This window comes from Mesorhizobium sp. P2_F7 (assembly GCF_056403695.1).
In genome coordinates, this window is sequence record NZ_JBFUFA010000004.1 from 677363 (window position 1) to 690425 (window position 13063).

16 protein-coding genes are annotated in these 13063 nt (G+C 62.2%); 12 read left to right on the forward strand and 4 right to left on the reverse strand.

The window, feature by feature from the left end; genetic code table 11:
- Positions 1-9: 9 nt before the first annotated feature.
- From AC1DZ8_RS17435 to AC1DZ8_RS17465, 7 genes are all read left to right on the forward strand, one after another.
- Positions 10-375 (forward strand): hypothetical protein, encoded by a 366-nt coding sequence (locus AC1DZ8_RS17435; protein ID WP_477304223.1) that lies wholly within the window; start codon positions 10-12, stop codon positions 373-375.
- Positions 376-613: 238 nt separating this feature from the next.
- Complete coding sequence (locus tag AC1DZ8_RS17440) at positions 614-1423, forward strand: radical SAM protein (RefSeq protein ID WP_477304225.1); 810 nt, start codon at positions 614-616, stop codon at positions 1421-1423.
- A 109-nt stretch (positions 1424-1532) separates the two neighbouring features.
- Entirely contained in the window at positions 1533-2102 is a 570-nt protein-coding gene (locus tag AC1DZ8_RS17445) for a hypothetical protein (RefSeq protein WP_477401285.1), read from the forward strand.
- Positions 2103-2197: 95 nt separating this feature from the next.
- Positions 2198-2485, forward strand: coding sequence for an Asp-tRNA(Asn)/Glu-tRNA(Gln) amidotransferase subunit GatC (gatC, locus tag AC1DZ8_RS17450; RefSeq protein ID WP_112618355.1), 288 nt, complete (start codon positions 2198-2200; stop codon positions 2483-2485).
- 7 nt (positions 2486-2492) lie between these two features.
- Positions 2493-2948, forward strand: coding sequence for a GNAT family N-acetyltransferase (locus AC1DZ8_RS17455; RefSeq protein ID WP_477304229.1), 456 nt, complete (start codon positions 2493-2495; stop codon positions 2946-2948).
- Complete coding sequence (locus tag AC1DZ8_RS17460) at positions 2948-4513, forward strand: amidase (RefSeq protein ID WP_477304231.1); 1566 nt, start codon at positions 2948-2950, stop codon at positions 4511-4513. The genes AC1DZ8_RS17455 and AC1DZ8_RS17460 overlap by 1 nt, the downstream gene beginning before the upstream one ends.
- 1 nt (position 4514) lies before the next feature.
- Complete coding sequence (locus AC1DZ8_RS17465) at positions 4515-5054, forward strand: hypothetical protein (RefSeq protein WP_477304233.1); 540 nt, start codon at positions 4515-4517, stop codon at positions 5052-5054.
- 496 nt (positions 5055-5550) lie between these two features.
- Here the strand turns inward: AC1DZ8_RS17465 and AC1DZ8_RS17470 are convergent, their stop codons facing one another.
- On the reverse strand, positions 5551-5712 hold the full coding sequence (locus AC1DZ8_RS17470) for a hypothetical protein (protein WP_477304235.1): 162 nt from the start codon (positions 5710-5712) through the stop codon (positions 5551-5553).
- Between AC1DZ8_RS17470 and AC1DZ8_RS17475 the strand changes: the two genes are divergently transcribed.
- Entirely contained in the window at positions 5711-6508 is a 798-nt protein-coding gene (locus tag AC1DZ8_RS17475) for a YdcF family protein (protein WP_477304237.1), read from the forward strand. The genes AC1DZ8_RS17470 and AC1DZ8_RS17475 overlap by 2 nt on opposite strands.
- On the opposite strand, the gene AC1DZ8_RS17480 is transcribed toward AC1DZ8_RS17475, so the two are convergent.
- A complete protein-coding gene (locus AC1DZ8_RS17480) occupies positions 6457-7200 on the reverse strand; it encodes a DUF599 domain-containing protein (RefSeq protein WP_477304239.1) in 744 nt (247 codons plus the stop codon). The two genes, AC1DZ8_RS17475 and AC1DZ8_RS17480, sit on opposite strands and share 52 nt — an antisense overlap.
- A 44-nt stretch (positions 7201-7244) precedes the next feature.
- Entirely contained in the window at positions 7245-7940 is a 696-nt protein-coding gene (locus AC1DZ8_RS17485; protein WP_477304241.1) for a cysteine hydrolase family protein, read from the reverse strand.
- Between the two features lie 206 nt (positions 7941-8146).
- On the opposite strand from AC1DZ8_RS17485, the gene AC1DZ8_RS17490 reads away from it, so the two are divergent.
- From AC1DZ8_RS17490 to AC1DZ8_RS17505, 4 genes are all read left to right on the forward strand, one after another.
- Positions 8147-9550, forward strand: coding sequence for an L-serine ammonia-lyase (locus tag AC1DZ8_RS17490; protein ID WP_477304243.1), 1404 nt, complete (start codon positions 8147-8149; stop codon positions 9548-9550).
- A gap of 78 nt (positions 9551-9628) precedes the next feature.
- A complete protein-coding gene (locus AC1DZ8_RS17495) occupies positions 9629-10066 on the forward strand; it encodes a DUF1489 family protein (RefSeq protein WP_477304245.1) in 438 nt (145 codons plus the stop codon).
- Positions 10067-10169: 103 nt separating this feature from the next.
- Positions 10170-10901 carry a VWA domain-containing protein gene (locus AC1DZ8_RS17500; protein WP_477304247.1) on the forward strand — a complete coding sequence of 244 codons (732 nt, stop codon included), beginning with the start codon at positions 10170-10172 and terminating at the stop codon, positions 10899-10901.
- Positions 10901-11599: a DnaJ domain-containing protein gene (locus tag AC1DZ8_RS17505; protein ID WP_477304249.1), complete on the forward strand. Its 699-nt coding sequence runs from the start codon at positions 10901-10903 to the stop codon at positions 11597-11599. Before AC1DZ8_RS17500 ends, AC1DZ8_RS17505 begins: the two co-directional genes overlap by 1 nt.
- 47 nt (positions 11600-11646) lie before the next feature.
- Here the strand turns inward: AC1DZ8_RS17505 and AC1DZ8_RS17510 are convergent, their stop codons facing one another.
- On the reverse strand, positions 11647-13026 hold the full coding sequence (locus tag AC1DZ8_RS17510) for an SPOR domain-containing protein (protein ID WP_477304251.1): 1380 nt from the start codon (positions 13024-13026) through the stop codon (positions 11647-11649).
- Positions 13027-13063 lie beyond the last annotated feature (37 nt).

The window sequence follows — 13063 nt, forward strand, 5'->3', positions numbered from 1 at the left end:
AATGAAACCATGGGCTTGAGAAGGACTCTTTGCGTTTCGATGCTGGTTGCGGCGTCACCCGCATCGGCCGCCGAGGACTTCATCAAGGGCGTTTATCTCCAAACTCAGGAGCTTTGTGCGCAAGCCAAAAAGGACACGCTGCAGACGCTGATCGACGCCGGCAATGTCATCTTGTCGGCGGACGGCCTGCAAAGCGTCGAGTACAATTGCGAGTTCGTCCAGATCACCAAGGCGACGCGCTCGCCGAGCTGGGCGGTCACCGCCATCTGCCAGGAGCCGGGCTTTCTCTTTCCCGACGTGCTTTCGATCACGCAGATGAACGCGACGCAAATCGACATCGTCTCGGTACGCCCAACCGCTGACGAAGGCGAGTAGGCCGGCAATGGCGGCAGCTATTACCTCTGCGACGGCGTGTCCCTGCCTTAGAGCAATTCCAGGAAAAGTGTGAAGCGGTTTTCCCGGGAAAGCGCATAGCGCTTTCCCTTGGGAATTGCGTAAAACAAAGAGCTGAAATTTGCCGTCGGCGGCAGATGCACCGCACACATCCGCATGCTAGCGTGACCCTATGGGGATGCTGAAACGGATGGGATTGCTACTGCAGGGAGAGCGGCCGGTGTTCCGGAAGCTCGAACTGCATGTCGCGCATGGCTGCAACCTGGCCTGCGAAAGCTGTTCGCACTATTCCAACCACGCCCATTCCGGCACTGTGTCGCTTGAGGATGCCGACCGCTGGATGGGATTGTGGAGCCAGCGTGTGTCGGTCACCCGGTTCTCCCTGCTTGGCGGCGAACCCACCATCCATCCGCAATTGCCGCAATTTGTGGGTCTGGTGCGGCGGCATTGGCCGCATACCCAGATCGAGATCGTCTCAAACGGCTTCTTCCTGCACCGCCACCCGTCCTTGCCCACCATCCTTGCGGCGGACCCGGATGCCCGCCTTGTCATCTCCGTGCATCACGATTCGGAAGAGTACCGCGACCGGCTGAAACCAGTTTTCACTGTGCTGGAGCAATGGCGGCAGGAGCACGGCTTCGTCGCCAAGGTGCGTCCCGCGCACAAGAACTGGACCCGGCGCTACGAAGGTTTTGGCGACACCATGCTGCCATTCGAGGACGGCGATCCGCGCGCCAGCTGGGAGGCCTGTCCGGCCCGCCACTGCAAGCAGCTTCTCGATGGGCGCGTCTGGAAATGTGCACCCTTGGCCTATCTGCCGATGCAGAAGGCAAAATACCGCCTTGCCGACAAATGGGATCGCTATCTCGCCTACCAACCGCTCGACCCGGATTGCTCCAGCTCCGAGTTGAAGGCCTTCGCCGCGCTAGAGGACGAAGCAGCCTGCGGCATGTGCCCGGCCAAGGAACGGCTGTTCGAGTTGCCGCTTCCGTTGCGCCAGCGGAAGGCTCCGATCAGCCCCACGATCTAAGTCTGCTGCACGACGAAGCGGCAACGGCCGCAGCCGTTAGCTGCGAGAGCGTGAAATTGCCTTGATCGATGACGATCTTCTCTAATTCTGAGGCGGAATGGAGAGCGATGTGAACAGGCCCTTGAAGCTGAACGTTGTGCTGGCATGCGCGGCTTTCTTGAGTCTTTTTTCGCTATCCGGAACAGCAACGGCATGCGCAACTCTTCATGAGCAAGATCTGAATTACCTCAGCAATGCACAAATCGTCGTCCGCGCCAGAATGATATCCTATCAACCGGTATTCGACCCGGAACTTCAGGAGCGGCGGCGCAAGTTTCGCGAGGCTTTGAGCAAGAATGGCGGGGAGCAACTGGTAGGCAAGCTGTCGGATCGTTCCGCCAATGGCATTCGGATCACGTTCGAGGTTGTAGAAATGATTTCCGGCTCTCCACCATTAGACAACTTGGAGGCCAATTGGGTCCACTCGACATATGCCATGCCGGAGCGCTGGGAAGGCCCGGAAAATGTGATCGTGGGTTTGCGCGCTGCCATAGACCGTCACGGAATGCCATTTGTTCAGCTTGTTCAGCAACCTTGCGCGCCGGCAATGATCCTTGAAGATACCCCCGACAACCGGAAAGCGGTCACCGATGCTATTTCGGCGCAAAGGCGCAAGCACATGGGTTACGTCTTCCAGTAAGGTCTTGCCTGGCTGAGGCGTCAAATGTTGCCCGATATGTTGCGCCCGCGGCTCTGCGCCGCTATAGCGCGGGCTGGTTTTTCGAAGGTTTCAAAATGTCCGTTGATCTGCAGACAGTGAAGCGCGTCGCGCGTCTCGCCCGCATTGCGGTGAGCGAGGAGGATGCCGAGCGCATGACCGGCGAATTGAACGCCATTCTGGGCTTTGTCGAGCAGTTGAACGAGGTCGATGTCTCCGGCGTCGAGCCGATGACTTCGGTGACGCCGATGGAGATGAAGAAGCGCCAGGACATCGTCACCGACGGCAACAAGGCTGCCGACATCGTCGCCAACGCGCCGGCCACTGAAGAGAATTTCTTCCTCGTGCCGAAGGTCGTGGAGTAGGCGGCCGATGGCAATCGAGATCGCCATCGAGACACCGCTGCAGGACGATGTCCGCGCTTTGGTCGAGGAGCTGAACGCGACGCTGCTCGAACTGACGCCGCCGGAACATTGCTATCATTTGACGGTCGAGCAGATGGCGGGTGACGACACCACGGTCTTCATCGCCCGCGACGACGGGCAGGCCATCGGCTGCGGCGCGCTGAAGCGTCATGATGCCAGCGTCGGCGAGGTCAAGCGCATGTACACGCGGCCTTCGCATCGCGGAAAAAAGATCGGCGCGAAAATCGTCGAGCGGGTCGAAACGCTGGCGCGCAGCGAAGGGCTGAAGCGGTTGGTGCTGGAAACCGGCGATCGTCATCCCGCGGCCTGGACCGTCTACGAACGCGCCGGCTTCTCGCGCTGCGGCCCGGTGCTGGATTATCCCGATTCCGAGTGGTCGGTGTTTTACGAAAAGAGCCTTTGATGAGCGAACTGACCCATCTGACGATTTCGCAGGCCCGCGCCAAGCTGCGCGGCAAAGAGATTTCCGCCGCCGAGATCACCGAGGCCTATCTCTCGGCCATCGAGCGCGCCAATCCGGTGCTCAACGCCTATATCGTCGTCACCGGCGACAAGGCGCGCGACATGGCCAAGGCCTCCGACGCGAAGCTCGCCAAGGGCGAGGGCGGTGCGCTGGAAGGCATCCCGCTCGGCATCAAGGATCTGTTCGGCACCGAAGGTGTCCACACCCAGGCCTGTAGCCATGTGCTCGACGGCTTCAAGCCGCGCTACGAATCGACCGTCACCGCCAATCTGTGGGCCGACGGCGCCGTCATGCTGGGCAAGCTCAACATGGACGAGTTCGCCATGGGCTCGTCCAACGAGACCTCCTATTACGGCCCGGTCGTCAATCCGTGGCGGCGTTCGCGCCTCGACACGGTGGTGATGCCGACCACGCATCAGGGCGATGGCGGTTTTGTTTCAGCCGGCGGCACCAAGACCGCGCGTACGCTGGACAATGCACAGCTCGTTCCGGGCGGCTCGTCGGGCGGCTCGGCCTCCGCCGTCTCGGCCTTCCTGTGCGCCGGCGCCACCGCCACCGACACCGGCGGCTCGATCCGCCAGCCCGCCGCCTTCACCGGCACTGTCGGCATCAAGCCGACTTATGGCCGCTGCTCGCGCTGGGGCATCGTCGCTTTCGCCTCGTCGCTCGACCAGGCCGGCCCGATCGCCCGCGACGTGCGCGACGCCGCCATCATGCTGAAGTCGATGGCCTCGGTCGATGCAAAGGACACCACCTCGGTCGACCGTCCGGTGGCGGACTACGAAGCGGCGATCGGCAAGCCGATCAAGGGCATGAAGGTCGGGATTCCCAGGGAATACCGCGTCGACGGCATGCCGGAAGAAATCGAGGCGCTGTGGCAGAAGGGCATTGCCTGGCTGAAGGATGCCGGCGCCGAGATCGTCGACATTTCGCTGCCGCACACCAAATATGCTTTGCCGGCTTACTATATCGTCGCGCCCGCCGAAGCGTCGTCGAATCTCGCCCGCTATGACGGCGTCCGCTACGGCCTGCGCGTGCCGGGCAAGGACATTGTCGACATGTACGAAAAGACCCGCGCCGCCGGTTTCGGCCGCGAGGTCAAGCGCCGCATTATGATCGGCACCTATGTGCTGTCGGCCGGCTACTACGATGCCTACTATCTGCAGGCGCAGAAGGTGCGAAATCTGATCAAGCGCGACTTCGAGACCGTCTTTGCTGCGGGCGTCGACGTCATCCTGACGCCGGCGACGCCGTCCGCCGCTTTCGGCATCGCCGACGAGGACATGGCAGCCGACCCGGTAAAAATGTACCTCAACGACATTTTCACGGTGACCGTGAACATGGCCGGCCTGCCGGGCATCGCGGTTCCAGCCGGCCTCGACGCCAAAGGCCTGCCGCTCGGCCTGCAGCTGATTGGCCGTCCCTTCGACGAGGAAACCCTGTTCCAGACCGCTGCCGTCATCGAGCAGGCGGCAGGAACCTTCCAGCCGGAGAAGTGGTGGTAGCATGCCGCCCCCGTCTCGCATTTCCATCGTCGAGACGGGAAACGAACTGCTGATCACAAACCCGCCACGCACCTCGGATTTCAGGACAGGCTTTGTCCTGATTGGGGCCGCGATCGTTGCCTATACCGGCTACATGGGACTGAGAGACACGTCGCCCGCGACGGTCAGCAGCGGCACTCTCGGCCTGCTGTCGTTCGTTGCGATCATCGCCCTGTTCACCTATTTCCTCGGCAAGGATTTCATCTGGCTGGTGTTCGGCAAGGAAACCCTGCGGCTGACCAACGCCGCCGCCATGCGCGATGTCAGGGGTTCGTTGCAAAATCGTTCGTCATTGCCTTTGAAAGGGCACCTTAACGTCGAAATCCTCGATCATACCTATCCGACGGACGAAGTCGGGCTGTCGGAAGTCATCCGTTTGACCAACGCGAACGGCACCCTTGTTTTCGGCAGGGAGTTGAGCCGTGAGGAGGCGGAGGTTGTGGCGAATGCGATCCAGGATTTCATCGGCCGTCAAAAATTCATGCTGGCGATAGGCAGGTAATGTTTTTCTATCTTTCCAAGCTGATCGGCCGTCCCTTCGACGAGGAAAGCCTGTTCCAGACCGCTGCCGTCATCGACCAGGCGGCGGGCACGTTCCAGCCGGAAAAGTGGTGGTAGGAATGACTGCTCCTTCTCGGATTTCGATCGTCGAGACAGATGACAGGCTAACGATCAGCAATCCGTCGCGTTACTCAATCCCTGAGATATTGATATCAGTCGCAGTTATCGGTCTGTATTGCTATTTCTGGGGACCTGCACTGATTGCATCGGTGTCGTCGCCAGACGCAAAATTGAACCTCCAATTTTTCACCTTGTGGTTTTTCTTCGTACTTATTCTCTACAAGTGCTTTGAGACGATTGCTTGGAATAGATTTGGCATTGAAACTCTGGAGATCACCAGCGACTCACTGGATCAAACGGTCAAGCGGTGGCCTTTCGTGAAGAGCAATTCGGCCGACCCCCATCACATATCCAAGCTTGGAATAACGTTCGGAGACTCAAATAGCGAAGGCCCGGATGATGGTGGGGTTGTCCATTTTCAATCCTCGGGAAAAAGCTTCAATTTTGGCCGCGAGTTGGATCGAACCGAAGCTGAAACGGTAGTCGAAGCCATCAAGCGGTTCGCCGGTCGGCATAGTTTCACGGTCGAGTAGGACCATGTTCTTCTATCTCTCCAAGATCTTCTGGTTCTTCGTGCAGCCGCTCAACCTGGCGATCTTCCTGCTGCTGGTAGGTTTGCTTGCGGCGCTGATCGGCCGGCGGCGGCTGGCGGCGACAGGCAGTGTGCTCGCCTTCCTGATTCTCGCACTGTCGGCCTGGACGTCGCTCGGCGCTATGATGCTCAATCCGCTCGAAGAGCGATTTCCCAAGCCACCGCTGCCGCAGAAGGTGGATGGCATCGTCGTGCTCGGCGGCGGTTTCGAGGGCGCCATCAATCTGGTGCGCGGCGGTTACGAGCTGAATTCCGGCGGCGACCGCATGGTCGAGACGGCGATCCTTGCCCGCCGCTTCCCCGAGGCGAAGGTGGTTGTCTCCGGCGGAACCGGCGAATTGTTGCTGGAGGGCGAGGGCGATGCAGCCACCGCGCCGCGGCTGCTTGGCGCGCTTGGCGTCAGTGCGAACCGGCTGGTGCTCGAGAGCAAATCCCGCAACACCTATGAGAATGCAGTCTTCAGCAAGGAATTGGTGACGCCGAAACCGGGCGAGACCTGGCTGCTGGTGACCTCGGCCTTCCATATGCCGCGCTCCAAGGCGCTGTTCGACAAGGCCGGCTTTCCGACGATCCCGTGGCCCGTCGACTATCGCACCTCGGGAAAGGAAGGCTTTGGTCTGTTTCGAGACAATGCACCGGATTCGCTGCAGACCACGACGACGGCGATCCGCGAATGGATCGGGCTTGCCGCCTATTGGCTGTCGGGCCGGATCGACCAGCTTTTCCCAGGCCCCGGCGGCTGACCGATCACCGCTTGGCGCGCCGCCGAGAAGAACTGGCGCCGCACCAGCACCGCCAGAAGCAGCAGCGTCGACATAACGAACACAATCGGATCGACGAACCAGCCGAGATAGCCGATCGAGAAGAACACGGCGCGCAGGCCCGAGTTGAAATGCTTGCCGGCCAACATGTTCATGCGCGCCGCGCGCCACACCGCCGTTTCGCTGACCGGATTGCGCGAGGCCTCGCCATGCGGGATCGGCACCGCGCCGATCAGGATCGTGCAATAATTGAAGAGACGATAGGCCCAGCCGAACTTGAAGAAGGCGAAGGCCAGGATCAGCACCAGGCCGAAAACCTTCATTTGGAAGGCCGAGCGCGACGAGGTCGCGTTCAACGGCAGGTCATTCAGCACGTCAAGCACCCGGTCGGAGGCGCCGAGCAGCGCGAAGCAGCCACCGAGCGCAATCAGCGACGAGGAAGCAAAAAAGGCGGTGCCTTGCTGCAGGCCGCTCATGATGGCGGTGTCGACGATGCGGATCTCGCGCTCGGCCATGGTGCGCATCCAGGCCTCACGCTGCACATTCATGGCCATCGTCAGCGATACCCGGCTGACCAGCTTGCCGTCGGACGCCAGCGTGTGCAGCCACCATGCGAGGAGGAAGAAAGCCAGCGCCGCGAGATCAGCCGTCGACAGATGAAAGGAATCGCCCATGCAACCCTTTTACCACAGGCCAGGCGCCAGTTTCGACGGTTGGCTCAGGCCGGCAAAGGCGTGGCGGCTTCCCTATGCAGCGCCTCGACGACGCTGTCAGTCCTGGTGATCCATCCGAAGGCGTGTTCGAAATTCCACAGCGTCGACTGACGATTGAAATCGGGGCCCGAATGGTTCATCGCGTCCTCGACCAGGATCGGCCAGAATTCCAGCATGTAGGCGTCGCGAGCGGTGGCATCGACGCAGACGTTGGTGGCGACCCCGGTGAACAGCAGATTTCGTATCTTGCGGGCGCGCAGATACGCTTCGAGGCCAGTGTTGCAAAAGCCGCTGTAACGCGATTTGCGGATGATCTGGTCGCCCGGCTCGGGTTTCAGCGCGTCGACGATCTGCCAGTCCCAGCTGTTGTCGATCAACAGTCTGCCGGCGAGCTCGGGACGTTCGCGCATCATGACCATCCCCAGTTCCTTGTGATGGTTCGGGGAAGAGGCATCTCCCGCATCGCTGAGATCGGGCTTGTACGACATCTGGAGGTAAATGACGCTGACGCCGGCCTCGCGTGCCGCCTTGAGCAGGCGCTGGTTGGCGTCGATTGCCGGTGCGGCGCCGGATATGTCGAAGCCGGCGAGGTCGAACATGCCGCCTTTCGAGGCAAAGGCGTTCTGCATGTCCACGACGACGACAGCGGTCTCGGCAGGCGCGATGCGCACCGGCTGCGGCCTGGCATTCAACGTCAGCACGGCGTCCTCCCTTGCAAATGAGAAGCGAGGCCAAACGCGGCAGGCCTGCGATAGGCAGAATAGCCGCGCCGTCATGGTCGAGCAATCAATGTCGCTGCCTGAGCAAACAAGGTCGGCGGGTGCGGCGCCGTATTTCTCAAAACAGCACAAACATCATGGAAAGTCCTATATGTAGGTCTTGATCCCATTCCCGGAGACGGCGCAGCGTGTTCCTTTCGGTTTTCGACCTGTTCAAGATCGGCATCGGGCCGTCGAGCTCGCACACGATGGGGCCGATGACGGCGGCGCGGCGGTTTCTCGACGAGATCGCCGGCGATGACTGGCCACGCCCGGCTGGCGTGAAGGTCGATCGCATCGGCGCCAGCCTGCACGGCTCGCTCGCCTACACCGGCATCGGCCACGGCTCGGACCGCGCCGTTGTCCTCGGCCTTGCCGGCCTGACGCCGCAGACGGTCGATCCCGATCAGGCCGAGGGCATTGCCACACGCATCGCCGCCGAGAAGCGGATTTCGCCTCCCGGTCATCCCTCCTACCGCTTCGATCCGGCGACAGATCTGGTCCTCGACAGGAAGACGCCGCTCACCGGCCACGCCAACGGCATGGCGTTCTACGCCTACGACGCCGGCGACCGGCTGCTGCTCAAGCGCATCTATTATTCGATCGGCGGCGGCTTCGTCGTCTCCGAGGAAGAGCTGCAGCGGATGAAGGTGAAGGGCTCGGTGACGACCGAAGGCAAGAAGGTGCCTTACCCCTTCAAGAACGCTGTCGAGATGCTCAAGATGGCCGGCAAAAGCGGGCTTTCCATTGCCGACATGAAGCGCGTCAATGAGGAGTCGCATATGTCGCGCGAGGAGCTCGACAGCGGCCTCGATGCCATCTGGGGCGCCATGAAGGGCTGCATCGACCGCGGCCTGTCGCAGGACGGCATCATGCCGGGCGGGCTGAAAGTACGACGCCGTGCCCGCATGCTGCACGACAAGCTGCAGGAGCAGTGGCAGCAGAACAAGCCCAACCCTTTGCTCGCCAATGACTGGCTGTCGATCTATGCCATGGCGGTGAACGAGGAAAACGCCGCCGGCGGGCGCGTCGTCACCGCGCCGACCAATGGAGCGGCCGGCACGCTGCCGGCGGTGCTGCGCTACTGGCTGCATTTTCACCCGGAAGCCGACCAGCCGAGCATTCGCGACTTCCTGCTGACGGCGGCAGCTGTCGGCGGCATCATCAAGACCAACGCGTCGATCTCCGGCGCCGAAGTCGGTTGCCAGGGCGAGGTCGGTTCGGCCTCGGCGATGGCCGCGGCTGGCCTCTGCGCCGTCATGGGCGGCACGCCCGAGCAGGTCGAGAACGCGGCCGAGATCGCGCTCGAGCATCATCTCGGCATGACCTGCGATCCGGTCGGTGGCCTCGTCCAGGTGCCCTGCATCGAGCGCAACGCACTCGGGGCCGTCAAGGCGGTGACAGCCGCCTCGCTCGCCATCAAGGGCGACGGCGTCCACTTCGTGCCGCTCGACGCGGCGATCGAAACCATGCGCCAGACCGGCCTCGACATGAACGAGAAGTACAAGGAAACCAGCCTTGGCGGGTTGGCTGTCAATGTCGTGGAATGTTGAACGCTCAACGCCGCTGGCACTGTGGAGAAGTCGGGCAGGGCCGTTGACGCAACCGCGCGCCGGACTAAACCTTAAGCGATGGCACTCAATCTCCTAAAACTCTGCGTCGGTTGCGACAGCGTCGAGGATCTCGAAGAGTGGATCGCCTTTCGGGTCGACGAGCGACGCCGTGCCGGCGAGCCGGCCGAGCACTGGCACACCACCCGCATGGTGCCGACGCGCGGCACCGAGGTCACCGATGGCGGTTCGCTCTATTGGGTGATCAAGGGCAGCGTCCAGTGCCGTCAGCTAATTACCGATATCCGTCCCTTCACCGATGACGAGGGCATCGGCCGCTGCCGCCTGATGCTCGGCCTCGAAGTCGTTCGTACCAACTGGCAGCCACGCCGCGCATTCCAGGGCTGGCGCTACCTGAAACCGTCGGATGCGCCGGCCGATATTGGCAAGGGCAAGGCCGGAATGGTCGAGATGCCGCCAAAGCTGAAGCGTGAACTCGCCGATCTGGGCTTGTTGTAAGGCCAGGGGCACGGCCGCTTCTCCCACAGCACTGATCGCTGGCCCTTCATCTTGTCCAAAGCTGGACTTGCAAGCGGGCCGGCAACGCCACATCTTGAATTTCATGAGCGACAAGAAGCAGCCCGTGCCCGCGAGGGCCAATCCTGCGCCGGTCAAGCCTCAATCCAATGCCGGCGAGATCGACGCCTTTATCCGCCAGGCGCGGTCGCTTGCCGCGTCCGCGACCGGCTCCGGGCGGCTGATCCTGGCGCTCGACGCGACGATGAGCCGCCAGCCGACCTGGGATCTCGCCACCAAGCTGCAAGGCGAAATGTTCGATGCCGTCGGCAAGGCCGGAGCCCTCAGCGTCCAACTGGCTTATTTTCGCGGGCTGGGCGAATGCCGGTCATCGGCCTTCGTGGCCGACACCAATGCCCTGAACCAATTGATGACCCGGATCAACTGCCGCGCCGGCCACACCCAGATCGGCAAGGTGCTGGCGCATGCGCTGAAGGAAACGGCGACGGCCAAGGTCAATGCGCTGGTCTATATCGGCGACGCCATGGAAGAGGATATCGACGACCTGGCGCAGAAGGCCGGCAGCCTCGGCCTGCACGGCGTTCCCGTCTTCGTCTTCCAGGAAGGTCATGATTCCGGCGCAGAAAAAGCGTTCAAGGAGATCGCGCGGCTGTCCAAAGGGGCTTGGTTCCGGTTCGATCGGCGGGCTGCCGCGACCCTGGCCGGACTGCTTTCAGCCGTCGCCGTCTATGCGACCGGTGGATTGAAGGCGCTCGTGGCAAGGGACCGGCCGGGAGACCGGCTGTTGATCGAGCATCTCAAGGGCGGCGGGAATTGATGGGCGCTATCATTGCACTTGTTGCACTGTTTCTGGTGCTGCTAGGCGCGGCGACGATCTTCGTCCGCGCCGACCCGCAAAAACTGGCAAGCGGCATGCGCACGCTCGGCCCGGTGCTTCTGGCGCTGTTTGGCCTCGCGGTGCTGGTGGTCGGCCGCGAAGGCATTGCCGGTCTCATCCTGGCCGCGGCCCTTGCCTGGTATGGTTCGGTGCGGATGAAGCGGCCCACGGTCGGGCTGGCGCCCGGCAAGCGCTCGACGGTGCGCACCGCCGCACTGGAGATGGAGCTGGATCACGATACAGGTGGGCTTGAAGGCCTGGTTCTGGCCGGCCGCCATGAAGGCAAGATGCTGGGCGCGATGGGCCTGGCCGAACTGCAGCAGCTTTACCGCGAGCTCCCCGGCGATCCGGAGAGCCGCCAACTCCTAGAGACGTATCTTGACGGCCGTTTTCCCGTCTGGCGCAAAGACGCTGAGGCGAACGGTGGCGAAGGGCTGGGTGTTGCGCCAGGTGCGGGCGCCATGACTAAGGAGGAGGCCTACAAGGTCCTTGGTCTTGAAGCGGGGGCCGCCGCGGCGGATGTCCGCAAGGCGCACCGCCGCCTGATGCAGCGCCTGCACCCCGACATCGGCGGCACGTCTTTCCTGGCGGCGCGGATCAACGAAGCCAAGGACGTCTTGCTCTCCAATCACAACTAGTCTCCTTCGACGCAGTAAATTTCCGGGAGATGGTCCTCGACGCCGTCCTACTGTTGGACGGCGTAGCAGGTAATTTTCTTCTTCTTCAAAGCGTTGCAGGCATTCCAGGCGGCATCCTTCGAACCGAAACCGCCGAAGCGGGCGCGGTAATAGGTCTCGCCATCCTTGTCGAAAGCGACCGTAAAACCGGAGGCAGATGCAAGTATCTTCGGCGCCTGCTTGGCGGTCTTGTCGAGGAAAGCCTGGGCTTCGGACTGCTTGGGCGAAGACGCGACCTGCACTGCCCAACCCGACGGCACCGAGGCCGTGTTGACCGGATCGACTGCCGGAGGGGATGCTGGCGTGGGCTCGGCGTAGGCCGCAACCATTTGCGCCGTTTCGACCTTGGGCGCCGTTACGATGACGGTCTTGACCTTTCTGGTCTTGACGACGGGGGCGGGCTCTTCGACCGCGGCCACCGTCTGTTCGTCAGAAGGCTGCGCGTCAGCAGAGGTCGGGTCGTCATTGGACGCCACGGCATCGTCTTCAACCACCGGCTTGTCGTCCGGCGTCGGTGCGTCGTGCTTGGGCAGGAAAACCTTGGCCAGCGCCTTGATCGGATTGTCGCCACCGGCCTTGGCGATCAAAGCGCCGCCGCCGCGGGTCGATGCACGCGGCATGTAGGCGTTGATCAGCCCGGCCATCTGGTTGTCGCGGCTGCGGCCCGAAGTGCCGCCCATGACGACGGCGACAAGGCGGCGGTTGCCGTCGGAAACCGACGAGACGAGGTTGAAGCCCGAGGCGCGGGTGTAGCCGGTCTTGATGCCGTCGACGCCCTTGATGCGGCCGAGCAGCCGGTTGTGACCATTGATGCGCTGGCGCCCATAGAGAAAGGAGCGCTGCGAGAAATAGCCGTAATACTGCGGATAATGTTCCCTGAGCGCGATGCCGAGCATCGCCATGTCATGGGCGGTGGTGAACTGGCCGGGATCGGGCAGGCCGTTGGCATTGCGAAACACCGTGCCGTCCATGCCAAGCTGCCGCGCCTTGGCCGTCATCATGCGGGCGAAATTGCTCTCGCTGCCGCCGAGCAGTTCGCCGAGCGCGGTCGCCGAATCATTGGCCGACTTGGTCACCATCGACAAGATGGCGGTCTCGACTGAAACCGCTCCGCCGGCCTTGACGCCGAGCTTGGTCGGGGGTTCGGCCGCTGCTTTTGCCGAAAACGGCACCGGCGTGTTCTTGCTGATCCTGCCCTTCGCCAGGGCCTCGAAGGTCAGATAGAGCGTCATCATTTTGGTCAGCGACGCCGGGTAGCGCCGGCCATTGGCATCGGACGAATAAAGCACCTTGCCGGTCTTGGCATCGACGACGATCGCCGACGATCTGGCGGCCATCGACGATGCGACATCCGCAACGACGAATGTCATCGCCAAAGCGAGGATCATGATCGTTTTGAGGGAAGATGCGGATTTTGAACCGAAG